This is a genomic window from Niveibacterium sp. 24ML (assembly GCF_026586805.1).
In the GTDB taxonomy this organism is placed as follows: domain Bacteria; phylum Pseudomonadota; class Gammaproteobacteria; order Burkholderiales; family Rhodocyclaceae; genus Niveibacterium.
Genome location: NZ_JAPFHA010000014.1, coordinates 87,051 through 109,707, shown reverse-complemented (window position 1 = coordinate 109,707; position 22,657 = coordinate 87,051). Strand labels below are relative to the sequence as shown.

Annotated in this window: 19 protein-coding genes; 5 read left to right on the top strand and 14 right to left on the bottom strand. The window is 64.7% G+C overall.

The annotated features are described in order from the left end of the window. Window positions 1–54 precede the first annotated feature (54 nt). Window positions 55–828, top strand: coding sequence for a triose-phosphate isomerase (tpiA, locus tag OPU71_RS13245; protein ID WP_267728477.1), 774 nt, complete (start codon window positions 55–57; stop codon window positions 826–828). Window positions 829–897: 69 nt separating this feature from the next. Here the strand turns inward: tpiA and OPU71_RS13240 are convergent, their stop codons facing one another. The 3 genes from OPU71_RS13240 to OPU71_RS13230 form a co-directional block, all read right to left on the bottom strand. Beyond that, a complete protein-coding gene (locus OPU71_RS13240; protein ID WP_267728476.1) occupies window positions 898–1,371 on the bottom strand; it encodes a MarR family winged helix-turn-helix transcriptional regulator in 474 nt (157 codons plus the stop codon). A 4-nt stretch (window positions 1,372–1,375) separates the two neighbouring features. Continuing rightward, window positions 1,376–2,191, bottom strand: coding sequence for a M48 family metallopeptidase (locus tag OPU71_RS13235; RefSeq protein ID WP_267728475.1), 816 nt, complete (start codon window positions 2,189–2,191; stop codon window positions 1,376–1,378). 82 nt (window positions 2,192–2,273) lie between these two features. Continuing rightward, on the bottom strand, window positions 2,274–3,659 hold the full coding sequence (locus OPU71_RS13230) for a transglycosylase SLT domain-containing protein (protein ID WP_267728474.1): 1,386 nt from the start codon (window positions 3,657–3,659) through the stop codon (window positions 2,274–2,276). A gap of 113 nt (window positions 3,660–3,772) precedes the next feature. On the opposite strand from OPU71_RS13230, the gene OPU71_RS13225 reads away from it, so the two are divergent. Continuing rightward, a complete protein-coding gene (locus OPU71_RS13225; RefSeq protein ID WP_324256064.1) occupies window positions 3,773–4,771 on the top strand; it encodes a diguanylate cyclase in 999 nt (332 codons plus the stop codon). Between the two features lie 2 nt (window positions 4,772–4,773). Here the strand turns inward: OPU71_RS13225 and gloB are convergent, their stop codons facing one another. Next, window positions 4,774–5,538, bottom strand: coding sequence for a hydroxyacylglutathione hydrolase (gloB, locus tag OPU71_RS13220; RefSeq protein WP_267728490.1), 765 nt, complete (start codon window positions 5,536–5,538; stop codon window positions 4,774–4,776). A 28-nt stretch (window positions 5,539–5,566) separates the two neighbouring features. On the opposite strand from gloB, the gene OPU71_RS13215 reads away from it, so the two are divergent. The 3 genes from OPU71_RS13215 to dnaQ are packed head-to-tail and all read left to right on the top strand — an operon-like array spanning window position 5,567 to window position 7,465. Further along, complete coding sequence (locus OPU71_RS13215; RefSeq protein WP_267728473.1) at window positions 5,567–6,307, top strand: class I SAM-dependent methyltransferase; 741 nt, start codon at window positions 5,567–5,569, stop codon at window positions 6,305–6,307. Next, complete coding sequence (rnhA, locus tag OPU71_RS13210; protein WP_267728472.1) at window positions 6,300–6,746, top strand: ribonuclease HI; 447 nt, start codon at window positions 6,300–6,302, stop codon at window positions 6,744–6,746. Before OPU71_RS13215 ends, rnhA begins: the two co-directional genes overlap by 8 nt. Beyond that, window positions 6,746–7,465 carry a DNA polymerase III subunit epsilon gene (gene dnaQ / locus OPU71_RS13205; RefSeq protein WP_267728471.1) on the top strand — a complete coding sequence of 240 codons (720 nt, stop codon included), beginning with the start codon at window positions 6,746–6,748 and terminating at the stop codon, window positions 7,463–7,465. The genes rnhA and dnaQ overlap by 1 nt, the downstream gene beginning before the upstream one ends. 7 nt (window positions 7,466–7,472) lie before the next feature. Here dnaQ and OPU71_RS13200 read toward each other — a convergent pair whose 3' ends face one another. The 10 genes from OPU71_RS13200 to zwf form a co-directional block, all read right to left on the bottom strand. Further along, window positions 7,473–10,799 (bottom strand): hypothetical protein, encoded by a 3,327-nt coding sequence (locus tag OPU71_RS13200; protein ID WP_267728470.1) that lies wholly within the window; start codon window positions 10,797–10,799, stop codon window positions 7,473–7,475. Between the two features lie 159 nt (window positions 10,800–10,958). Continuing rightward, window positions 10,959–12,083, bottom strand: a complete 1,125-nt coding sequence (locus tag OPU71_RS13195) for an NAD(P)/FAD-dependent oxidoreductase (RefSeq protein ID WP_267728469.1) — start codon at window positions 12,081–12,083, stop codon at window positions 10,959–10,961. Next, window positions 12,064–12,816, bottom strand: coding sequence for a fused MFS/spermidine synthase (locus OPU71_RS13190; RefSeq protein ID WP_267728468.1), 753 nt, complete (start codon window positions 12,814–12,816; stop codon window positions 12,064–12,066). The genes OPU71_RS13195 and OPU71_RS13190 overlap by 20 nt, the downstream gene beginning before the upstream one ends. Next, window positions 12,800–13,759 carry a hypothetical protein gene (locus OPU71_RS13185; RefSeq protein WP_267728467.1) on the bottom strand — a complete coding sequence of 320 codons (960 nt, stop codon included), beginning with the start codon at window positions 13,757–13,759 and terminating at the stop codon, window positions 12,800–12,802. Before OPU71_RS13185 ends, OPU71_RS13190 begins: the two co-directional genes overlap by 17 nt. Then, entirely contained in the window at window positions 13,756–16,287 is a 2,532-nt protein-coding gene (gene mutS / locus OPU71_RS13180) for a DNA mismatch repair protein MutS (RefSeq protein WP_420712385.1), read from the bottom strand. Before mutS ends, OPU71_RS13185 begins: the two co-directional genes overlap by 4 nt. 402 nt (window positions 16,288–16,689) lie before the next feature. Continuing rightward, a complete protein-coding gene (locus OPU71_RS13175) occupies window positions 16,690–17,571 on the bottom strand; it encodes an SHOCT domain-containing protein (RefSeq protein WP_267728466.1) in 882 nt (293 codons plus the stop codon). A gap of 67 nt (window positions 17,572–17,638) precedes the next feature. Continuing rightward, window positions 17,639–19,288, bottom strand: coding sequence for a glucose-6-phosphate isomerase (pgi, locus tag OPU71_RS13170; protein WP_267728465.1), 1,650 nt, complete (start codon window positions 19,286–19,288; stop codon window positions 17,639–17,641). Between the two features lie 115 nt (window positions 19,289–19,403). Next, on the bottom strand, window positions 19,404–20,387 hold the full coding sequence (locus OPU71_RS13165) for a glucokinase (RefSeq protein ID WP_267728464.1): 984 nt from the start codon (window positions 20,385–20,387) through the stop codon (window positions 19,404–19,406). Then, the gene (gene pgl, locus OPU71_RS13160; RefSeq protein WP_267728463.1) at window positions 20,368–21,069 is read right to left on the bottom strand and encodes a 6-phosphogluconolactonase; all 702 of its coding nucleotides are present in this window, start codon (window positions 21,067–21,069) and stop codon (window positions 20,368–20,370) included. Before pgl ends, OPU71_RS13165 begins: the two co-directional genes overlap by 20 nt. Beyond that, window positions 21,069–22,526 carry a glucose-6-phosphate dehydrogenase gene (gene zwf / locus OPU71_RS13155; protein WP_267728462.1) on the bottom strand — a complete coding sequence of 486 codons (1,458 nt, stop codon included), beginning with the start codon at window positions 22,524–22,526 and terminating at the stop codon, window positions 21,069–21,071. The genes pgl and zwf overlap by 1 nt, the downstream gene beginning before the upstream one ends. Between the last annotated feature and the right edge of the window lie 131 nt (window positions 22,527–22,657).

Here is a 22,657-nt window from a genome sequence, read left to right as displayed (position 1 = left end):
GCGCGTTTCCCCCGCCGGCCACCTGGCCGGAAAAATCCGATAAAAGGAGTTCCCATGCGCAAGACCTACGTCATCGGCAACTGGAAGATGAACGGCTCCAAGGCCGCCAACAAGGCGCTGCTTGACGGCCTCAAGGCTGGCGTGCCGGCCATCAAGGCTGGTGTGGCCATTGCTGTTTGCCCGCCGTTTGCCTATCTGGAGTCGGTTGTCGCCGAAACGGCCGGTTCGGTGATCGGCGTTGGTTCGCAAGACGTGTCCGAGTACGACAAGGGTGCTTACACCGGCGAGATTTCGGTGTCCATGCTCAAGGATGTTGGCGTCACCTACGCGGTGATCGGCCACTCTGAGCGCCGCGCCCTGTTCGGCGAAACCGACGAGTGGGTTGGCAAGAAGACGGTTGCCGCGCTCGCCGGCGGCCTGGTGCCGGTGGTGTGCGTTGGCGAGACCGAGGCCGAGCGCGTGGGCAACCAGACCGAGGCCGTGCTGGCCAAGCAACTGGATGCGATCCTCGCTGCGGTTCCGAATGCAGCACCGGGTTCCATCGTGATCGCGTACGAGCCGGTCTGGGCGATTGGCACCGGCAAGACGGCTACGCCGGAAATGGCGCAGGAAACCCACGCCTTCATCCGCAACTACATCAAGAAGGCGGGCGAAGCGTTTGCTGCAGAAACCGCCATTCTGTACGGTGGTAGCGTGAAGGCAAGCAATGCGCTGGGCCTGTTCGCCATGCCGGACATCGACGGCGGCTTGGTCGGTGGCGCATCGCTGATCGTTGAAGAGTTCGTTGGCGTGTACAACGGTGCTGCCGACGCGTTCGCCAAGCGCTGAGGCATACCTCATCCGCTTGCAACAAAAACGGGCGCCTTGGCGCCCGTTTTTGTTTAGCTTGCGATGCGCTCAGTTGCCTGCCAGCAGGCGCTCCGAGTTTGCAAGCATGCGGCTCATCAGGCCACGAAGCAGGGTCACCTCGTCGGCGCTGAAGCCTTCGAAATGCGCGTTGAGCACCTTCACCGCGTATTCGGGCAGCTTCTGGTATACGTCGTTACCGGTTTCGGTCAGATGCAGGTAGGCCGCGCGGCGATCGTGGTCGCTCCGGGCGCGCCGGATCAGCGCCTTTTCTTCAAGCCGGTCGAGCATGCGCGTCATCGATCCGGTGTCGTAGTGCACGCGGCGGCAAAGCGTGGCCGCCGTCACGCCGGGGGTGTCCGCAATCTGCACCAGTACCGCCCACTGCGCACTGGTGATGCCCAGCGGTGCGAGCTCTCGATCCATCACCGCCATCATCCGCGCGCGCAGCGCGTTGATCATGAAACCAAAACTGTCCTGCACCTTGTATGTCTCCGCGGTGAAAATCGGGGCTTCGCTCGCCATCGTTTCAGCCTTTCGTCGTTGTTGAACTGCGCGCCCGCTCATAGAGCGGCATGACTTCCGGGAGGCGGCGCTCGATCTCCCGGATTCGATCCTTGCCGGCAGGATGGGTGGATAGCCAGGCAAAGCCGCCCGAGCCGCCGGCTTTTTCCATCTTCTTCCAAAGCGAAATGCCGGCCTGCGGGTTGTAGCCGGCTCGCGCCGCCAGATCGAGACCCACCACATCCGCGTCGCTCTCATCCTGGCGCGAGAACTTTAGCGTGAGCAGATTGCCGCCCGCGCTGAACACTTCGGTGTACTTGCCGTCGCCGATGAACTGGCCGAGCAGGCCGACGCCGAGCTGTGTCAATTGCGTCTTGGCAATGCGCTCACGCGCATGCTCGCGCAGCGCGTGAGCGATTTCGTGGCCCATGACGATGGCGATTTCGTCATCGCTGAGCTTTAGCCCATCAATCAGCCCGGTGAAGAACGCGATCTTGCCGCCCGGCATGCAGAAGGCGTTCGCGTCTTTGGATGCGATCAGATTGACTTCCCACTTCCACTGTTGGGCGCGCGGGTTGAAGCGGGCCGAGTACGGGATGATGCGCTGCGCAATGCCGCGCAGCCGTCGCAGCGCCGGTGAGCCTTCGGGGGCGAGTGCCCGCTTTGCCGCAGCTTGTGCGAGCATTTCGCGGTACTGCTGGCCGGCGGACTGCTCAAGTTGCTCGGCCGGAACCAGCTTGCGCAGGCGGGAGGCCTCGTCAACGGTGACGCCGTCGGCGGCCATGGCGGGCGCCACCCAGAGCAAGAGCGCAGCGAAAATCGAGGCAAGCGGGCGAAGCATCTGCAGTAACAGTCAGGGCAGTCGCAAAAGCGCAGGATGATACCCGTGACTGCCCGGTAGCACTACATTGCGGAAAACCCGCCTATTTACGCTTTCGCTTGCTTGTGATTGGTCGCTGCTTGCTGCTTGTTGCCGAAGCCTTGCGGGTAGAGGCCTTTCTGGCCTTGCTGCTGTTGGGCTGTTTGCCCAGCCGTGGTGGCGGGCTTTTGGGCGTCGCGGCAAAGGCCAGTTTGGGGGCCAGCACCGGCGCGCTCTCGACGGTGCCCAGCCCCTGCTGCGATGGCACCAACAAGGTGTAGCCAGCGGTGGGGCGCATGCGTGGCCCGAGCCCGTTCACCTCGCGCAGTTTTGTCGGCGAAATGCCGAAACGCTGTGCGACTTGCTCCACCCGTTCGTTGCGCTGGAGCGTGTAGGTTTGCCAGCTCAGCAAGGGGTGCTCGGCCTGCTCAAGGTTGCTGATGAAGGTGTCCGCCTTGTCCTTGGGCAGGATCACATGCTGGTCGGACTGCCCCGGGATGACGGGCCGGTTGAAGGACGGATTGAGCTCCAGGAAATCCTTGATCGGCATCTCCGCCAGTTGGGCTGCAGCGTGAAGATCCATGCCCCCGCGCGGCCCCACCGAAACGAAGTAGGGCTCGTTCGGAATTGGCGGTAGCGTGAAGCCGAACGATTGCGGGCTGGCGATGATGTTCTTGAGCGCCTGCAACTTGGGGACGTAGTAGCGGGTTTCCTGCGGCATGCTCAGGTAGGCAAACTCGGTTGGCAGGCCGGCCGCACGGTTCTTGGCCACGGCGCGGGCAACCGCGTTTTCCCCCCAGTTGTACGAGGCCAGCGCGAGATGCCAGTCGCCGTGCATTTCGTAGAGCGCCTGCAGGTAGGTCAGCGCGGCATTGGTTGAGGCGATCACGTCGCGCCGCTCGTCGACCCACCAGTTCTGGTCCAGATTAAAGTCTTTGCCGGTGGAGGGGATGAACTGCCACAGGCCGGAGGCGCGCGCCGAGGAGTAGGCCATCGGATTGAAGGCACTTTCCACCATGGGCAGCAACGCCAGTTCGGTCGGCATGCCGCGCTTTTCAAGCTCTTCGACGATGTAGAAAAGGTACTTGCGCCCGCGCTCGAACATCACCCTCAAGGCGCCCGGCCGCGCCAGATACCAGATCTGCCGGTCGGTCACCAGATCCATGGTCAGATCGCGCATGGCAAAACCCTGGCGCATGCGCTGCCAGAGGTCGGAGGATTCGCTGGTGAGGTCGATCGTGGCGACCGAGGGGGTACCCAGGCGCGAGAGGTCGATGTTGGAGACGGCACTGATGTCGGTGCCGGCCGGGCTGGCTGCGGGCGCGTCGACGGCGGCCCGGACCGTGCTCGACAGCTCGGCGTCGTCGGCAACTGCGATCCCAGCGGTGGTAAGGGCCTGAGCGGCTGCAAAACAGAGCAGCGCAGCGGCTCGGCGCGCGATAGACTGCATGGGGATAGGGTCCGGCGACTTGCAAAGGCGAGATTGTATCGGGCTGCGGACGGCAGGGTCAAAATGCTTTTGTTTCATGGGGTTGCGGCGGCCAGACGCCGGAGGGCGGATCGATGACCGGTTTGGGTGAAGGCGGGGGCTTTTCGCGCCGTGAGGGCGGCATGAAGGCGCTTCTGATCGAAGATTCACTGACAAGCGCCACTTTGATTGCGCATCAGTTGCGCGCCATCGGCATCGAGCCGCTGGTTGCGCGTGAAGGCGAAGCGGGGATAGAGCTGTTCAAGGCGCATCGCCCGGAACTGGTCTTGCTGGATGTGATCCTGCCCGGCATGGACGGTTTCGAGGTCGCAAAGCGCATCCGGCAACTGGAACAGCACGGCGAGTGGACGCCGATCATCTTTCTCTCCGCCCGCACGGGCGACGACGATTTGCGGCGCGGCATCGAAGTGGGAGGGGATGACTACCTCTTCAAGCCGCTCAGTTCGATTGTGCTCGCGGCCAAGGTTCGCGCGATGCAGCGCATTTCGCAGATGCGTTATTCGCTGGTGGTGTTGACCCGCCGCCTCGACGATGCCAATCGCGAATTGCAGCGTCTTTCGTCGATCGACGGCCTCACCGGTATCGCCAACCGGCGCCAGTACGACGCCACGCTGATCCGCGAATGGCGGCGGGCGCAGCGGCGCGGCGCGCCGATCGCGCTGGTGGTGTGTGATGTGGACTACTTCAAGCGATACAACGATCACTTCGGCCATCAGGGCGGCGATGAATGCCTGCGCCGCGTGGCTGCATGTCTGGCCGGTCAGGTGAAGCGGCCGGCCGACCTGGTCGCGCGCTACGGGGGCGAGGAGTTCGCGGCGATCCTGCCGGATACCGATGCCGAAGGCGCGATGCTGGTGGCCGAAGGCATGCGGATCGCCGTCAATGAAATGGCCCTAGCGCACGCCCCGGCGGCCGGGCAACCTTTCGTCACGATCAGCCTCGGCGCCGCCGCGGCGGTGCCGCCGCGCGAAGTCAGCACGCCGGCAGCCTTGCTGGCGCTGGCCGACGCGGCTTTGTATGAAGCCAAGCGCAACGGTCGTAACCGAGCGCAACTGGCCTTGAACCACGACTGATTTCAACGGAACTCGTTCTTCCAGCGGCGCAGTGCCGCGAACACCGCCGTCGTGTCGGGCAAGGGGGCCTCTGCAAAGCCCTCGGCAGCGTGGCGAACCGCTGGCGTGCTGCAACGCAGGAAGGGATTGACGCGTTTCTCAAGGCCAATGCTGCTGGGCAAGGTGGAGGTGTCCGCTGCGCGCTGGGCCTGGCACTGGACGGTGTAGGCCGCGATGTCCGGGTTGCCCGGCTCTACGGCCGTGGCAAAGCGCAGGTTCGCCAGCGTGTACTCGTGCGCGCAGTACAGCGCTGTGTCGTCCGGCAATGCGGCAAGCGTGGCGAGCGATTGGTGCATTTGCGCCGGGCTGCCTTCGAACAGGCGGCCGCAGCCCGCCGAAAACAGCGTGTCGCCGCAGAAGACGGCCCCGGGCGTGACGTAGGCAATGTGCCCCGCCGTGTGGCCTGGCACATCCAGCACCGATAGCGGGAGCGCGCCGTCCAGCAGCGTGAGCGAATCGCCGCCTTGCACGGGATGGCTGATGCCTGCAATCGCCTCGTGTGCCGGGCCGTACACGGGCACGGCGCTTGTGCTGCAAAGCGCGCCAATACCGCCGGCGTGATCGCCGTGATGGTGGGTGATCAGGATCGCGTCCAGCACCAGGCCTTGCGTTTTCAGGAAGCCCTCGACCGGCCGCGCATCGCCTGGGTCGACGACCACGCAGCGGCCCTGGGCGACAATGGCCCAGATATAGTTGTCCGAGAAGGCGGAAAGCGGAACAATCTGCATCCCGGCCATTCTCGGCAGCTTGAACACGATGTCAATTCCCGGTTGTGCAGCTTGGATTCAAACGCCGCAAGGCCGGTACCTGATTTCGTGGGAACACGCACAGGCAGATCGTGCGGTGGCCGACGTCTTCGGCTTCCATGCGGTGCAGATCGGCATGCCCGAATGCGATTACCTGCGCAACAATCGCATCGGTTTCAAGTTTCGCTGTTCGAATGCAGGCAGTGTGTCGCTGCTCAGTGAAACGCACGAATTGCCGCTTGCTTCGCAGAGTGTGGATCTGGTTGTGCTGCCGCATGTGCTTGAGTTTTCCGCCCATCCGCACCAGGTGTTGCGCGAAGTGGAGCGTGTGCTGGTGCCCGAAGGGCAGGTGCTCATCACCGGATTCAACCCCTTCAGCCTGTGGGGCGTGAGGCGGCTGATCGCGCGCTCGGCGGGCGATTTCCCGTGGCAGGGGCAGTTCCTCAGCGTGCGCCGTCTCAAGGACTGGCTGGAACTGCTCAGCTTCGAAACCGGCAGGGTGGACTTTGGCGCCTACGTGCCGCCGGTGACGCCGCCACGCTGGATCGAGCAGTGGGGATTCATGGATCGCGCCGGACCGCGCTGGTGGCCTTTTGCGGGCGGCGCGTATGTCATTCAGGCAACCAAACGTGTGCGCGGCATGCGTCTGGTTGCGCCGGCGTGGCGCGATCAACGCGCGCGCGCCAAGGCTTTTGCCCCGGTCGCCCAACGCGAGCCGGTGCAGATCGAACGTAGAAGAAGAGATGACTGAAGCAATCGTAGATATCTATACCGATGGCGCCTGTTCGGGCAATCCCGGCCCGGGCGGCTGGGGCGCGATCCTGCGCAGCGCCGGGCATGAGAAGGAATTGTTCGGCGGCGAGCCGGCCACCACCAACAACCGCATGGAAATGATGGCGGTGATCCGAGCGCTGCAGGCGCTGACCCGCCCTGTCAGCGTGCGGGTGCATACCGATTCGCAGTATGTGCAGAAAGGCATTTCCGAGTGGATTCACGGCTGGAAGCGCCGCGGCTGGAAAACGGCCGACAACAAGCCGGTCAAGAACGATGACCTGTGGCGCGAACTCGATCAGCTTGCCTCGCTGCACAAGATCGAGTGGCTGTGGGTCAAGGGGCACGCCGGCCACCCCGAGAACGAACGCGCCGACGAACTGGCGCGTCGTGGCGTGGACCAGGTGAGGGGGCGGTGATGCGGCAGATTGTGCTGGATACCGAAACCACAGGCCTGGACTGGCGCAGCGGCGACCGCGTGATCGAAATCGGCTGCGTTGAAATGGTGGCGCGCAAGCTCACCGGGCGGCATTACCACGTCTACATCAACCCCGAGCGGCTGGTTGATGCCGGCGCGATGGCGGTGCATGGCATTACCGACGAATTCCTTGCCGACAAGCCCAAGTTCAAGGATGTGGTGGCCGATTTCGAGGCCTTTGTGGCCGGCGCCGAGCTGGTGATCCACAACGCGCAGTTCGATGTGGGCTTCCTGAACATGGAGCTGGATCGGCTCGGCCGCCCTTTGCTCGACACCTTGTGCAGCGGCGTGATTGATACGCTGAAGATGGCCAAGGAGCAGAATCCGGGCAAGAAGGCCTCGCTCGACGCACTTTGCACCCGCTACGACATCGATAACGGCCACCGCGAACTGCACGGCGCGCTGCTCGACTCGGAACTGCTGGCCGAGGTCTACCTCGCGATGACGCGCGGGCAAGACAGCCTGATCATGGATCTGGACAGCGAACCGGCGCCGCAGGCGGGCGCCGATGATGCCGGCCCGATCGTGCGGGTGCCGCTGCGGGTGCTGCGCGCATCGGCGGAAGAACTGGCCGCCCACGACGAAGTGATCGGCGCAATCGCCAAGGCCAACAAGGGCAAGTGCCTGTGGCTGCCGACGGAGCCGGCAGCAGCAGGCTGAAGCCGGATTACTGCAGCGTATTGAGCAGCACCTCTACGATCCGCAGGCCGCCCGCGCTGGCAACCGGCAGCAGCATCGCGCGCACGATGTTCCAGTGGCTGGCGCGGAAGATGCCCGAATCCACCTCGTGAATGCTGCGCTGAACATGGCGCAAGAGCTGAGCAAGTTTCTGGTCGTTGGCGCGCAGTTTTGCTGCAACATTGTCGAGCCCCCGCAATGCCGTTTGTCGGGTGCGGGTGGCCGCAAGGTTGCCCACCCACACCGTCAGCAAAGCGCCGGCGCCGAACAGGCTCAGCATGACGATGGCGACCGGGTCGAACTCCCAGGCGTCCAGATACGACCAGCGACTCGCGATGACCAGCGACAGCACCACGCCGGGGAAGTACAACAACCACTCGTTGTGTTCGGATACATGCTCGACCACCAGTATGTCGAGGTAGTGGTCGAGGATCGTTTGCAGGGGTGAGCCGCTCGCGCACTTGCCGCTGCATGAATGGCGCGGGGCGCTTGGGCCGGTAGTCAGCGCCAACTTTGCCTCGTCGAGCAGTTCCTGATCGAACTGTTGCGCCTCCAACTCATCGAGTGCCGCGCTCGTTGCAATGGCTGACCAGTTCGAGCAGTGGTTACTCAGCTGGCTAGCCATTTCCTTCAAGCGCAGCGCGACGCTGAGCGAGACGAAGACCAGCAGCAGGAACAGCAGGGTGCCGGTGCCGGCGATCGCAATGAACAGGGGGATCGCTATATCGCCGCGCACGGGCGGCAGTGACGGGTAGTTCAAACTCAGAGCCCCAATCAAACCCATCATCAGCACGGACCACAGCATGCCGGCCGCAAACAGCGGGCGCGGCGTAACACCACATGAGAACCTGAACCAGGCGCGCCGTGCGCTCAGGGCGGCTGGCTCCGGGCGGGCGCCCAGCAGCGCGCGCTTGAGCCGCCGGCGCAGCAGGCACCATTGCGTAGGCCATCGCCGGAAGCGTCGGTGAGCGCTCTTTTGCAGCGTGAGTACCGGCAAGTCAAAGCGTTGCGAGATATCCGCCAGAACCTTGCGGATGCGCGTAGCTGCCAGCCACAACAGCCATGCGCACAGCGCAAGCGCACACCAACGAAGCCACAGGCTGGGCCAGATGCTGATGCCGTCGAACCATGCGAACGGCTCCTCCTTCCATGCACCATCGGTGCGCCGGATCCAGCTGAAGCAAAACACTGGCACCAGCAGCAGCGTGGCCAACGCAGCGAATACTCCCGCCAGAGTGCGGCGCCCTTTGGGTGGCCACACGGCAGTGCCAAGCAGGTAAAGCGAAATCGCCAGCGCAAACGCGCCTGCCGCAATCGCAAGCACGGTGCGGTTGGCCAGCTGGTGGCGTGGCGGATTGATGTCCAGACATCGCAGCAGATTCTCTGGCGCCTCCGTCGAGTCGAGTAGTGGGCAGTGTTCACTGTCCGAGAACTCGTGCAGCGGATGCGCCCGAGTGATGCCGATCTCGTGCAGGCGCGGCGGCAGTGTGTTCCAGCGCCCCATCCACCCCGCGATCTCGTCGGCGCTGGCACTGTTGCTGAGCAGCGCGATCGAGCTGGTCAGGAAGAGCGCCGTCTGGCTGCCATCGCGGAAAGGGATGATGAAACGCTGAATTGGGGGCGCGAGCGCGGTATCGAAACGCGAGGCAACCAGCAGGTTGCGCATGATCACGCTGTTTTCGTGATCAAGCATTCGTGCATCGAAGCCGGTGGTGAAGAACTGCATCCGCGGAAACCGTCCGTGCAAGCTCTGCATCAGCATGCGCTTGTCGTAGAAGTCCGATGCCAGAATGCCGATTGCGCGAATGCCGATTGCGCCACGGCCGCACGCTGCCTTGAGCCGGGCATCGCGCAGCGCGATCTGGTCGCCAAGTCGGCGCACATAGTCGCGCTGGCTTTGCTGCATGGATCGCTCGTAAGCCGCGTCCGGCGGCGGGCTGCCCGATGTGGCGCTTGCGGTGACACTCGTGGCTGGGGTGGTGGCGTAGTCACTGGGCCGGCTTTGCAGGCTCTTGCCGTCCAGCCCACGGGTGAAGGCAAAGCCGTGAACGTTGGCGGTATCGGTGGCGCGCAGTTCGGCGTGGAGTTCCGATGCGCCTGCACGGATGCGGCCAACGAAGGCGCGGCGAAAGTCCCGGGCGAAGTGCGTATCCCATTCACTGATCAGCGCGACGTGATGATCGAACAGGCAGGCGTAGCGATTGGTCTCGGCGCTTTGCTCGGGGGCAATCACTCGCACGCGCGTCGTGGGGCGCGTGAGGTTGAGCCCGCGGCGCTCAAGTTCGGTCACCAGCGCATTGGCCAGCATGTCGTCGGAGGGGCCGAACTCTTCAACCCGATGGCCAGGCTCCAGCCCGGGCAAGGAGGCTTCCAGGGTGGCCACGCTGCGGAACGGCCGCAGGATCAGCGGCACGACGGAGCCCTCTTGCGGCGCATCCGTGGCATCACACGGTGGCAGGCCCGTTGCGTGCTGCGTGTTGTCGTTTGCGGATGAAGCCGGTCTGCGCAAGCAGCGCAGGCCGCGCTCAAGTCGATCCGTGATTTCACGGTCAAGCGGGCCGATGATCGTGTAGCCCGGTCGCCGCGTTTGGTCCGGCTCGAGCGCCATCTCAGATCTGAAGGCCTTGAGCAGTTCGCGGTACTGCGCGGCGACTTGCTCATTGTCGTTGGCAAGGCGCATCGGCCCGTCACTGATCCAGAACACATCGACCACGTTGGCGCGGCCGGCGTAGGTGGGGCCCAGCTCGCCGCGCTGATTGCGGCCGGTTTGCGAATCCTTCTCGCGCGATAGCAGGAAGCGCTCGCTCATCGCCCGGAAGGCAACATTGGCAGCGCCTTGGGCGAAATGGCAGGGGCCGCGCAGATGTTCGGAGTCGCTCGGTTCGTAACCCCATCGGTTGAGTGCTGCGAGCACCGCCGCGCGCGCCCGGATGCGCAGCTCGGCGTCTTCACTGGCACTGCCATCGTTGGCGATGACAAAGAGCTTCAGCGCTGAGCCCTCGCGTATTGCCGTGGTAAAGCCCTTGCAAGGCCTGACCGCCTTGCTATCTGGATTTGCCGGCTCGCTCTGCGCCGGGCCGGCGAGGCCTGGCTTGGCGCGGCTATCCTGATGAAGGGCGATGAAGGGATCCTCCCAAAGCCGTGCGTTGGCGCGCAGTTCAAGCTGCGGCGCCTGCGGGTTCGGTGGGGGGCGGCCGCTGTCCGGCACCGGGGTCTGGCCGAGGTTCAGCGCAGCGATCAGCGCCGCGAGTAGTGCAGCGATCAGGGCGGGCGTCTGGAATGGTGAGTGATCGGAGCGGGGATCTGACGCATCCATGATGGGGAACCTCCCCGTGAGGGTTGCGTGTTCCCGCAGCGGGGTGCGGCAGGCACGCGATCGGCCGGGCGGGCCCTGCAAGGCAGATGAGCCCGCGAGGTACTCATGGTTTCAGCATAGATCAGCAATTGCGCCGCGGCGGCCGTTTGCTGCGCGGACTCAGGCGCTTACCATTTCGCTCACGCGGGCGGCGATCGCCAGCGAGGCGGTGAGGCCCGGCGATTCGATGCCGAACAGGTGGATGACGCCTGCGACCCCATGCCGGGCAGGGCCGTCAATGCGGAAGTCCGCCGCGGCGGCAGTTGGGCCACCCAGTTTGGGGCGCACGCCTGCGTAGGCGGGCTGCAGACGTTCGCCCGGCAGATCGGGCCAGTAGCGGCGGATCGATGCGGCGAAGGCCGCCGCGCGCTCGAGTGGCACCGCGTAGTCGGGGGTTTCGACCCAGCACACATCGGGCCCGAAGCGTGCGCTGCCGGCCAGATCCAGTGTCAGGTGCGTGCCCAGCCCGCCCGGTTCCGGCACCGGGTAGATCAGGTGCGAGAACGGGCTGTGGCCCGCGAGTGAGAAGTAGTGCCCCTTGGCCAGATGCAGGGGAGGCACCTGGCTGACTGGAAACTCGGCGATTGCGCCGGCCAGCGCCTGCGCGCCCAGGCCTGCCGCATTGATCAACCAGTCGGCCGCTACGGTGTAGGGCTCGGCACCGCCCAGCTGCAGGGTGGCGCCGTGGCCGCGGAGCATGCCGCGCTGGACGTTTGCGCCATACACCAGCATGGCGCCGGCCGCCTCGGCGTCGTCGGCAAGGGCTTGCATCAGCGCGTGGCTATCGACGATGCCGGTATCGGGCGACCAGAGCGCCGCGCAGCAGTGCAGGGCCGGCTCCATCGCGCGCGCCTCATCGCCGCTGATGAGCTTTGCCTTGCGCACACCATTGGCGCGTGCCTGCGCGCCGATGCGCTCAAGCGCGGCCAGATCCTCCGGCCCGGTTGCGACCACCAGCTTGCCGACTTGCCGGTGCGCTACGCCGCGGGCGCGGCAGTAGTCGTACAAGGCCGGCGCGCCCGCGACGCACAGTTCAGCCTTCAGCGAGCCTTGCGGGTAGTAGAGCCCAGCATGGATCACTTCACTGGAGCGGCTCGAAATCCCTTGCCCGAAGTGGTGCTCGCGTTCGAAGAGCGCCACTTGCAGGCCGCGTTCGGCCAGTTGCTTGGCGCAGGCGAGGCCAACGACGCCGGCGCCAACAATGGCGCAGTCGACGCTGACCGATTCAGAAGTGTAACTGGCCATCGGTGGCGGGTTGTTCGGTCTCGAGGCGCTTGATCAGCGTGCGCAGGTCCAGCCCGGTTTCAAGCTTGAAGGCGGCGGCGCGTTCGTTCAGTTCGGCGAATCCGAGCGCCAGTTCCTCGCCGCCATGGGCGAGCGCCACCACGTTGCCGGTATCGCAGGCCGGCAGTGCGAGCGCGCGGCCGTCGAAAGCCTGGGTGATGCGTTCGAAGCTGTCGCGAAAGCCCTTGCGGTGGCCAAAGAGATTGCAGGCCATCACCCCCGTGGGCGACAGGGCCGCGCGCGCCGCAGCATAAAACGGCGCGGTGTCGAGCATGCCGGCGCGGGCGTTGTGATCGAAACCGTCGACCAGGATCAGATCCCAGCGGCCACTGTCGCGGGTGATCGCCTCGGCGCCATCGGCGATCACGATACGCAGCCGTGCGTCTTCGTTCGGCAGCTTGAACTGCGCGCGGGCAACGGCCACCACACGGGCGTCGATCTCCACCACGGTGATCCGGCTCTGCGGTACGTTGCGGTAGAAGAACTTGGTCAGCGAGCCGGCGCCAAGCCCGATCAGCAACACGTTGCGCGGCCATGGCGCAGCGCGCAGCAGCAAGGGCGCGCACATGTTCTGGGTGTATTCGAGCTCAAGGGCAAAGGGGCGGCGCACCCGCATCGCACCTTGTACCCATTCCGAACCAAAGTGCAGGTAGCGCATGCCTGCTTCTTCGGACACATCAATCGAGTGGGGCATTGGTCAGGTCTTCACTACGCAAGGGGCGGGGCGCGATCCGGATCAGTTGTTGCGCCTCGGTATTCACGAACACTTCGATCCAGCCGGGAATCGGCGAGCCGAACACTTCCGCCCGCCGGAATCGCTCGATGGTTACGCCGCTGAAATCGCGCAAGGGATGGTCGATGCGCATCACATGCGTATCGCCGTGGATTACCAGAACCTGCCCCTCGAAATCGCTGAGTTCCGCCCGCAGGGCGTTGAGCAGTTCGGCGTAACCGCGCGCGGGGCTGCCGGCGGCAAAGGCTTCGAAGTCCGGGTTCGCATGCATGAACAGCACGACTGCGCCGGACTTGCGTTTGCGCGCCTCGGCAAAGCTGCCGCTGATCCAGTCTCGCACCGCGCTCATGCGGTGACGGAACTCGGCGCCTGCTTCGCGCAAGGCGCCAAAATTATTGTCACTGCCGGGAATGTTGAGCGTGAAGAAGGTGACCGGGCCGCGATGCCAGCGCAGATGCTCCATGTACGCACCGTGGGTGAAGTCGGCATCGCCCTGGCGCACCAGCGGAAACGGCTTGGTCCCCAGCGATTGCGGTGCGGCGTGAAACAGGCTTCGCAGCTTGTCGAGCCGTTCCTCGGGCTTGAACCCGCCGCTGCTGCGGCGATCGCAGTCGAGCCATTCGTTGTCGCCGGGGACGAACACCGTCGGAAACGGGGTGTTCGAAAGGGTGTCGCGAAAGTCGCTCAGGGTGATGTCGTCGCACGGCGTGTTGCTGCTCTTCATGTCGCCCACATGTACGGCGAACGCGACCTCTGCCGCTGCCATGGCGGCCAGCAGGCCGGGGAGTTCGGCGCGCTCGGCGTCGTTGTAGGGCAGGTCACCGAATACGCCGAAGTTGAACTGCTCTGCCCATGCGGGGGGCTGCATCAGCAGGGCGGTCAGCAAGGCCAGCGTGCGGATCATCGGGTCAGGGCCTTGAGCGCATACAGTTGTTCTAGCGCCTCGCGCGGTGAAAGCGTGTCCGGGTCAACGCCGGCAAGGCGTTCGAGCACCGGATGCGGCGGCGCTTCTTCAGCTTCCGGTGGCAGCGCCGAGAACAGATCCGCCTGCGGCCCGCCCGAGGCTTCGCGGTTTTCCAGCGCGCGCAGGCGGCGGCGTGCTTCGCGAACCACCGGCGCCGGGATGCCCGCGAGCGCGGCCACTTCGATACCGTAACTCTGGCTTGCCGGGCCTTCCTCCACCGCGTGCAGGAAGACGATACGGTGACCATGCTCGACCGCGCCCAGATGCACGTTCGCGCATTCCGGGTGCTCGATCGACAGCCGCGTCAGCTCGAAGTAGTGGGTCGAGAACAGCGCCAGCGAGCGGTTCTTTTCGAGCAGGTGGCGGGCGATCGCAAAGGCGAGCGCCATGCCGTCGAAGGTTGACGTACCCCGGCCAATCTCGTCCATCAGCACCAGGCTCTTGTCGGTACCACTGTTGAGAATTGCCGCTGCTTCGGTCATCTCGACCATGAAGGTCGAACGCCCGGAGGCCAGATCGTCCGACGCGCCGATGCGGGTGAAGATGCCGTCGATCGGGCCCAGCTCCGCGCGCCGCGCCGGTACGAAGGCGCCGCAGTGCGCGAGCAGCACGATCAGTGCGATCTGCCGCATGTAGGTTGATTTACCACCCATGTTCGGGCCGGTCACCAGCAACATCCGGCGCGTGGCGGCGAGCGCGCAATCGTTCGAGATGAAGCTGTCGACCTGGCGCTCCACCACCGGGTGACGACCCGCTTCGATGGCCAGCCCGGCTTCGCTGCGGAACTGCGGTTTGCAGTAGTCGTAACGCACTGCGACGCGGGCGAAGCTGGTGAGCCCGTCGAGCAGGGCGATCGCGCGCGCGATGCGCTGGAAAGCGGTGATGTCCTGCGCGAGGGTTTCGATCAGTTCGTCCCACAGGCCTTTTTCGCGTGCCAACGCGCGTTCCTGCGCCGACAGGGCCTTGTCTTCGAAGGCCTTGAGTTCGGGCGTGATGTAGCGCTCGGCGTTCTTCAGCGTCTGGCGCCGGCGGTAGTCGTCCGGCACCTTGGCGGTGTTGGCGTGGCTTACTTCGATGTAGAAGCCATGCACCCGGTTGTATTCCACCTTCAACGTTGCAATGCCGGTGCGTTCGCGCTCGCGCGTTTCGAGTTCGAGCAGGAAGGCGCCACAGTTGGCGTGGATGCCGCGCAACTCGTCCAGATCCGCATCGAAGCCCTCGGCGATGACGCCACCGTCGCGCACGTTCGTTGCCGGCTCGGGTGCGATCGCGCGCGCCAGCAAGCTCGTCGGCGCCAGCGGTGCGTCGATGTCGGCATGGATCTGCGCGAGCAGCGCGGCTTCGCCGGTCGGCACCTGGCTGCGCAGCTCCGGCATGCGCGCGAGCGTATCGCGCAGTGCGGCAAGGTCGCGCGGGCGGGCACTGCGCAATGCGATGCGCGCGGTGATGCGTTCCACGTCGGCAATGCCGCGCAGCACGCGTGCAAGGCCTTCGCCGGTCAGGCCCTGATCGGCGATCAGCGCCTCGACCGCTGCGTGGCGCTGCGCGCACTGCATGCGGTCGGACAGCGGGTGGTGCAGCGCGTGGCGCAACCAGCGCGAGCCCATCGAGGTCTCGCACAGGTCGAGCAGCGAGAACAGCGTTGGCGAGACTTCGCCGCGCAGGGTTTCGGTCAGTTCAAGGTTGCGGCGGGTGGCCGCATCCATGCGCAGGAATTCTTCCTCGCGTTCGACGTAGAGCACCGAGATATGGCTGAGGCTCTGGCGCTGCGTGCTGCGCGCGTAATCGAACAGCGCGGCGGCGGCGCCGAGCGCGACTTCGAATTCGTCGGCGCCAAAGCCGGAGAGGTCGCGGGTGCCGAAGTGCTCCGGTAGCACGCGGCGTGCGGTTGCGGCATCGAACTGCCAGTCGGCAAGGCGGCGCACTGCCGGCACGCGCGCTTCAATGCCTTCGAGCGCGAGCCCGTCCGGGATCAGCGCTTCGGCCGGGCGCAGGCGTTCGAGTTGTGACGCCAGCTGTTCCGGTGCGCATTCGAGCAGGCGGAAATCGCCGTTGGCGAGCTTGAGCCACGCCAGCCCCAGGCGGCCGCGATGCTGCGTCACCGCCAGCAGCGGCGCATCGGTCTTGTCGTCGAGCAGCGCGGCGTCGGTCAGCGTGCCGGGCGTGACGATGCGGCTGATCGCGCGCTCCACTGGCCCCTTGCTGGTCGCCGGGTCGCCCACCTGTTCCGCAATCACCGCCGACTCGCCCAGCTTGACCAGCTTCGCAAGGTAAGGCTCCAGCGCATGGAAGGGCACGCCCGCCATCGCGATCGGCTTGCCCGCCGACTTGCCGCGCGCCGTGAGGGTGATATCCAGCAGCCGCGCTGCCTTCTCCGCATCGTCGAAGAACAGCTCGTAGAAGTCGCCCATGCGGTAGAACAGCAGCGTATCGGGATGCTGTGCCTTGAGCGTGAGGTACTGCTGCATCATCGGCGTATGGCCGTCGAGTTCGGCGGGCGAGGGGATCGGGGCGCGGGAGTTCAAGGTTCTGGATCTGGATCTGGATGCTGGAATCGGCCGGATTGTCGCATGCGCACTGGCGTCTTCGAAGCGCGACGAACGATGCGCTCGCCGTGAAGTGGATGCGCGAGGGGGCAGGCACGTCAGCGAGGGCTTGCCACATTCACCGCGATGCCTCCTGCGCGGTAGCGTGGCCCCGCGTCGCTGTGGCCCAGGGGCCGCTTGTCTGCGGCGCCAGATGCTTCGCGCGCAAGCGCACATTGGAAATGGGCGCTGACGGCCATGCGCGAGCCTGGCGCGACAAAGAAAGTCGGCGTCCGAAGACGCCGACCTTTTTGATGCTGAGCCCAAGGGCCCTGGTGTGACTGCTTACAGATCCTTGATGATCTGGGCCCGCTTTGCCTGGAACTCCGCGTCGGTAATCAAACCCTGATCGCGCAGTCGCTGCAGCGCCTTGAGGCGGCCTTCCTGTTTTGAGTAGAAGGCGTCGGTACCGGGGTCGCTTGCACTTGGGGCCGCCGGCTTGGAGGTCGCCGAAGGCGCTGCGGTCGCCGCAGGGGCGCCGGTGCCGATGCTGATGGCGATCCAGTCACTGCGGACCAACTGTGCCTCGCCTTCCTTGACGCCGATGATCTGGACGTCTTTGGACGGGGCGGTTCGCGAACCGAAGCTGATCTTGACATCGGGGCGCGTGGCGACGGATCCGCCGTCACGGTTGCCCTGCGTCAGCGGGAAGTCGCTGTGCAGCATGCCAAAGATCAGATTGAGCTTGCCGTCTGCGTAGAAGATCCGCCCGGCGTTGCCAAGGACCGGGGCGACAAGCCCGGTCCATGCATGCTGACCTGTGCTGACAAAAACAAGCTCTTGATCGGGTGAGGCTTTGGCGAGGGCCGCGACGATTGCAGGGGCAAAACGCTTGACTTCTGCTTGCGAGAAGACGGGCTTGGTGTCCTTGAAAGGCTTGCCCTCGATCGAACTCAGGGCTTTTGCAAGCTGTGCCGGGTCGAGCACAACCGGGTGGCTGTTGCCTTTCGAGCCGCCGTCGCGTGCGACCAACTGCAGTGAATCCCAATCACCCCACCTGAGTTTCTTTTCCGGCGCCTTGGACCATTCGGCGATCCGCTCGTCGTTGCTGGGGCCGAACAGGGACTCATCCATCAGGCCGGCCCGAACGGTGGATGCCGACAAGGCGGTCGCGACCGAAAAAGCAATCGCGGCAAGGCGACGCGCCGTTTTGCGGGGGTGTTGCATCTTCTGAAAGTCCTCCAGTTCGGGCTTTGGGCGGCTCCGCTGCACCATGCAGGGAGCCGCAGACCCATCAAGCGCCGATCGACAGACGCTTGCGCGCCGTGGCGATCAGACGCTGGGTCGAGGCGTCGTAGTCTAGCTCACCGCCGCCGCCTTTGAGCGCGCGCTCGATGCCGCTGGCCAGTTGCTTGCCCAGCTCAACGCCCCACTGGTCGTAGGAGTTGATGCCCCACACGGCGCCCTGGACGAAGACCTTGTGCTCGTAAAGCGCGATCAGCGCACCGAGGTGCGCAGGGTCGAGCTTGTCGAGCAGCATCATGTTGCTCGGGCGGTTGCCGTCGAAGGTACGGTGCTTGGTCAGGACGTCGGCGCGCTCGCCGGTGATGCCGGCCTTGTCGAGTTCAACGCGCACCTCTTCCGGCGTCTTGCCGCGCATCAGTGCTGCCGATTGCGCGAAGCAGCTGGCGATCAGCACTGCGTGGTGCTTCGGATCCATGTCTGCTTGTTCCAGCGCGAGGATGAAGTCGAGCGGGATCAGGTGGGTGCCCTGGTGCAGCAGCTGGAAGTAGGCATGCTGGCCGTTGATGCCGGGCTCACCCCAGATGATCGGGCCGGTGGCGTAGTCGACCTTGTCGCCTTCGCTGCGCACGCCCTTACCGTTCGATTCCATGTCGAGCTGCTGCAGGTAGGCCGGCAGGCGGTGCAGGTTCTGGTTGTACGGGGCGATGACGACCGAGGGCGAGCCGAGGAAGTTGGCGTACCACACGCCCAGCATGCCGAGCAGCATCGGCAGGTTCTTCTCGGCCGGCGCGGTGCGGAAGTGCTCGTCCATCGCGTGGGCACCGGCGAGCAGGGCCTTGAAGTTGTCCGGCCCGATCGACAGCACGATTGGCAAGCCGATGGCAGACCACAGCGAGTAGCGGCCGCCCACCCAGTCCCAGAAGCCGAACATGTTGTCGGTCGAGATGCCGAACTTGCTGACGGCTGCGCCGTTGGTGGACACCGCGACGAAGTGCTGCGCGATGTCCGCTTCGCTGGCGCCAGAGGCGAGGAACCAGTCCCGCGCGCTGTGCGCGTTGGTCAGCGTTTCGATCGTTGTGAAGGTCTTCGACGCGATGATGAACAGCGTCGTTGCAGGGTTGAGCTTGCGCAGCGTCTGCGCGATCTGCGCGCCGTCGACGTTCGAGACAAAGTGCAGCTTCACGCGATCGTGACCGTAAGGCTTGAGCGCTTCGCAAACCATCAGCGGGCCAAGGTCTGAACCGCCGATGCCGATGTTCACCACGTCGGTGATTGATTCGCCGGTACGGCCTTTCCATGCGCCGCTGCGGACCTTGTCAGCGAAGGCGAACATGCGTTCGAGCACTTCGTTGACGCCAGGCATGACGTTTTCGCCATCAACCGAAATCGGCGTGTTGCTGCGATTGCGCAGGGCCACATGCAGCACGGCGCGATCTTCGGTGCTGTTGATCTTTTCGCCCTTGAACATGGCGTCACGGCGTGCGGCGACGCCGGTTTCGTCGGCCAGTTGCACCAGCGTCTTGAGCGTTGCGTCATCGACGCGGTTCTTGGAGTAGTCGAGTTGAATGCCGCAGGCGTCGGCAACGTAGCGCTGCGCGCGTGCCGGGTCTTCCGCGAAGACTTCGCGCAGGTGGCGCTTCTTCCATTGTTCGGCCTGTTGCGTCAGCGCCTTCCATGCGCTGGTCGAGGTGGGATTCATGGACTACTCCTTTTTTGATTTGAGGGGGATCTTCTGCCTGACCCTGGCAGGCGCAGTGCTGATGTGAACGCAAAGGCGCGCCGACGATGTCGACGCGCCGATTCGATCGACGTGATCAGGCTCTGCCGAGCGCACGCTCCAGCGCAACCGCTGCGCCGGTGAAGGCAGGGTAGGGTGAGTGGATGACAAAAACCGGCACGCCTTCCAAGTAGCTGCGGAAGCGTCCCTTGTCTTCAAAGCGGGCGCGGAAGGGCGAACGATCAAACAGATCGCCCAAGCGCGGAATGATGCCGCCTCCGATAAACACGCCACCCTTGGCGCCGAGCGTGAGCGCAAGGTTGCCCGCGATTGTGCCGAGCATGGCGCAGAACATGTTGACCGAATCCAAAGCCAGGGCATTTGAACCGTCCAGCGCGCCGTTGGTGATTTCGGGTGCGCCGATGCCGGGTGAGGGAAGGCCCCGCACGGCCGCGAGCGATTCATGCAGGGTGACCAGTCCCGGGCCAGAGATCAGCCGCTCTGCCGAAACATGCGGGAAGGTTTCGCGCGCCTTCTGGATGACGGCGGCCTCTTCCAAATTGCTTGCCACCATCGTGACATGGCCACCTTCGCCCTCTAGCGGCAGATAGCCGTCACGTGACGGGACGAGGCCCGATACGCCCAGTCCGGTGCCCGGTCCGAGCACCGCAATCGCGCGGTTTGCTTCGCGTGCGCCACCGCCAACCTGATGGAGCTCGCTGTCAGGCAGGAAGGGCAGCGAAAGCGCCAGGGCCGTGAAGTCGTTGATGAACACCAGTTGCGAGAACCCGAGTTGCTGACGCACTGCGTCGATCGAGAATGCCCAAGTGTGGTTGGTCATTTTGATCCGGTCGCCATCGATCGGGTTGGCGATGCCGATTGCGCCGGAAGTCGGCCGGGCGCCGCCTACTTCGGCGAAGTAGGCCTCAATCGCCTCAGCCGGGCCGGGGTAGTTCGCGCCAGGGAGGGTCCGGATATCTTCGATCGGTCCGCCTTCGGTGCGGATGATTGCGAAGCGTGCGTTTGTGCCACCAATGTCGCCGAGGAGGCGAGGATAGGTGTTAGCGGCACCAGAAGACATGGCAAGGGACCCTTTCCTGGTTAAGTGCAAATCTGATTGGGAGTTGTTCAAGCGTGTCCCCGGCGAGTGCTTCGCCCAGGAGTGACCATTTGGCGCTTCCGGTCACGTGGACCGCGATCGCGCGGGATTCGAGAAGCCGTGGGGCCGTCAAGCTGATGCGCCAGCGTGGCGGTTTGCGGGTGTTTTCGGTTGCGAGGCATGCGTCGCCGGTCGCGTCGTGAAGGCCGGCCTCGATTTGTGGTGAATCGGGGAAGAGCGACGCGGTGTGACCGTCTTCGCCCATGCCGAGAATGACCACATCAAACGGCGCGCAAAGCGGGCGCAGCGCCTCGCTGGCCCGGCGGGCGCCTTCGTTCGGCGTGCCGGCGTCGCTCATCAGCGCAACCAGCGTCGCTGCGCTGGCGTGGCCGACCAGCAGGTGCTCGCGAACCAGGCGTTCATTGCTGTCCGGGTGCGTGGGCGGAACCCAGCGCTCGTCTGCAAGGGTGACGTGTACCCGCTGCCAGTCAAGTTGGCGTTCGCGCAAGTGGCGGAAGAATCCGAGCGGGGTCTTCCCGCCTGACACCACCAGCGTAGCCGTTCCGCGCGTGGCAATGGCGGATTCAAGCCGCTCGGCGACCCACTGCGCCAGCGCTTGGTCCAATGCCTCGGTGTTGCGATGCGGATGAAGCTGGATCGGCATCAGATTTCCTCGTGCCAGGCGTGCCCGTTACGGCCAAGCAGCGCACTTGAGGCCGCGGGCCCCCAGGTGCCGGCGGTGTACGACTTGGGTTTTTCGCCGCTCTCCGCCCAGGCATCCATGATGGGTTCGACCCACTTCCAGGCTGCCTCTTGTTCGTCGCGGCGCACGAACAGGGTCAGGTTGCCGAGCATCGCATCCATCAGCAGCCGTTCGTAGGCTTCGAGCTGGCGTGCCTTGAAGGTTTCCGAAAAGTCCATGTCCAGTGCCACTTCACCCAGGCGCATCGTGTTGCCTGGCTGCTTGGCGAGCAGGTGCAGGTGGACCGTCTCGTCCGGCTGCATCTGGATCACGAGTCGATTGACCGGTCGGCCGACATGGCAGGTATCGAAGATGCAGTGCGGGATCGGCTTGAAGTTGATCACGATCTCGGCCAGCTTCTCCTGCATCCGCTTGCCGGTGCGCAAATAGAAGGGCACACCCGCCCAGCGCCAGGAGCCAATCTCGGCCTTGATTGCGACAAATGTCTCGGTCGCGCTCTCAGGCGCGATGCCGGCCTCTTCAAGGTAGCCCTTCACCGGCTGGCCGTTGACGGCACCGGCGCGGTACTGGCCGCGAACAGTGTTGTTTGCAACGCTTGACCCGGTGATTGGCTTGAGTGCGCGCAGCACCTTGAGCTTTTCATCGCGCACAGAATCCGGCTCAAGCGATGCGGGCGGCTCCATGGCAGTCATGCAAAGCAATTGCAGCAGGTGGTTCTGCACCATGTCGCGCATTGCGCCGGTCTTCTCGTAGAACTCACCGCGCGCTTCCACGCCAAGCTGCTCCGCGACGGTAATCTGAACGTCGCGCACCCATTGGCCGCGCCAGAGCGGCTCAAGCAGCACATTCCCAAAGCGCAGCGCGAGCAGGTTCTGAACCGGCTCTTTGCCGAGGTAATGATCGATACGGAAGATCTGCTTCTCGGCAAAGTACTGACCGACCTCGTCATTGATGGCTTTGTTCGAGGCGAGGTCGGTGCCCAGCGGCTTCTCAAGGATCACGCGGCTCTCGGGCGTGATCAGGCCGGCGTCGGCGAGATTACGGCAGGTCGGCGTAAACAGGCTGGGCGCGGTGGACAAGTAATACACGCACGCACGCCCCGTGTTGCCGATGAGTGCTGCCAGTCCCTTGAAGGATTCGGGCTGTGTCGCGTCAACCGCTTTGTAGTCGATTCGCGTGGCGAAGCGCTGCCAAGTGTCGTCGTCATAGGCCGCCGCAAGAAACTGGGTGGCTTGCGCGTGCATCCGGTCAATGAACGCCTCGCGTGACAGATCGCTGCGGGCGACGCCAATGATGCGGACCTCGGGCGACAAGACATCATCTTGGTGCAAGTGGTACAGGGCGGGGATCAGCTTTCGCATCACCAGGTCACCGGTAGCACCAAATAGAACGACGTCCAGGGCGGGTATCCGCGACATGCTTGACTCCTCGGTCTGGTGCGCCACCGCCGTCGGACCCGAGGCGTCTGCACCAAAATGTGAGGAAAGTATAAGAAGTAAAACTACATCCCTTCAAGGAACAAGCACGGCGCTTCCCTCCCCGGGCTGGT

Coding starts and splice junctions, on each gene's coding strand:
- tpiA (WP_267728477.1), top strand. CDS start 55: ATGCGCAAGACCTACGTCATCGGCAACTGGAAGATGAACGGCTCCAAG.
- OPU71_RS13240 (WP_267728476.1), bottom strand. CDS start 1,371: ATGGCGAGCGAAGCCCCGATTTTCACCGCGGAGACATACAAGGTGCAG.
- OPU71_RS13235 (WP_267728475.1), bottom strand. CDS start 2,191: ATGCTTCGCCCGCTTGCCTCGATTTTCGCTGCGCTCTTGCTCTGGGTG.
- OPU71_RS13230 (WP_267728474.1), bottom strand. CDS start 3,659: ATGCAGTCTATCGCGCGCCGAGCCGCTGCGCTGCTCTGTTTTGCAGCC.
- OPU71_RS13225 (WP_324256064.1), top strand. CDS start 3,773: ATGACCGGTTTGGGTGAAGGCGGGGGCTTTTCGCGCCGTGAGGGCGGC.
- gloB (WP_267728490.1), bottom strand. CDS start 5,538: ATGCAGATTGTTCCGCTTTCCGCCTTCTCGGACAACTATATCTGGGCC.
- OPU71_RS13215 (WP_267728473.1), top strand. CDS start 5,567: ATGTCAATTCCCGGTTGTGCAGCTTGGATTCAAACGCCGCAAGGCCGG.
- rnhA (WP_267728472.1), top strand. CDS start 6,300: ATGACTGAAGCAATCGTAGATATCTATACCGATGGCGCCTGTTCGGGC.
- dnaQ (WP_267728471.1), top strand. CDS start 6,746: ATGCGGCAGATTGTGCTGGATACCGAAACCACAGGCCTGGACTGGCGC.
- OPU71_RS13200 (WP_267728470.1), bottom strand. CDS start 10,799: ATGGATGCGTCAGATCCCCGCTCCGATCACTCACCATTCCAGACGCCC.
- OPU71_RS13195 (WP_267728469.1), bottom strand. CDS start 12,083: ATGGCCAGTTACACTTCTGAATCGGTCAGCGTCGACTGCGCCATTGTT.
- OPU71_RS13190 (WP_267728468.1), bottom strand. CDS start 12,816: ATGCCCCACTCGATTGATGTGTCCGAAGAAGCAGGCATGCGCTACCTG.
- OPU71_RS13185 (WP_267728467.1), bottom strand. CDS start 13,759: ATGATCCGCACGCTGGCCTTGCTGACCGCCCTGCTGATGCAGCCCCCC.
- mutS (WP_420712385.1), bottom strand. CDS start 16,287: ATGCAGCAGTACCTCACGCTCAAGGCACAGCATCCCGATACGCTGCTG.
- OPU71_RS13175 (WP_267728466.1), bottom strand. CDS start 17,571: ATGCAACACCCCCGCAAAACGGCGCGTCGCCTTGCCGCGATTGCTTTT.
- pgi (WP_267728465.1), bottom strand. CDS start 19,288: ATGAATCCCACCTCGACCAGCGCATGGAAGGCGCTGACGCAACAGGCC.
- OPU71_RS13165 (WP_267728464.1), bottom strand. CDS start 20,387: ATGTCTTCTGGTGCCGCTAACACCTATCCTCGCCTCCTCGGCGACATT.
- pgl (WP_267728463.1), bottom strand. CDS start 21,069: ATGCCGATCCAGCTTCATCCGCATCGCAACACCGAGGCATTGGACCAA.
- zwf (WP_267728462.1), bottom strand. CDS start 22,526: ATGTCGCGGATACCCGCCCTGGACGTCGTTCTATTTGGTGCTACCGGT.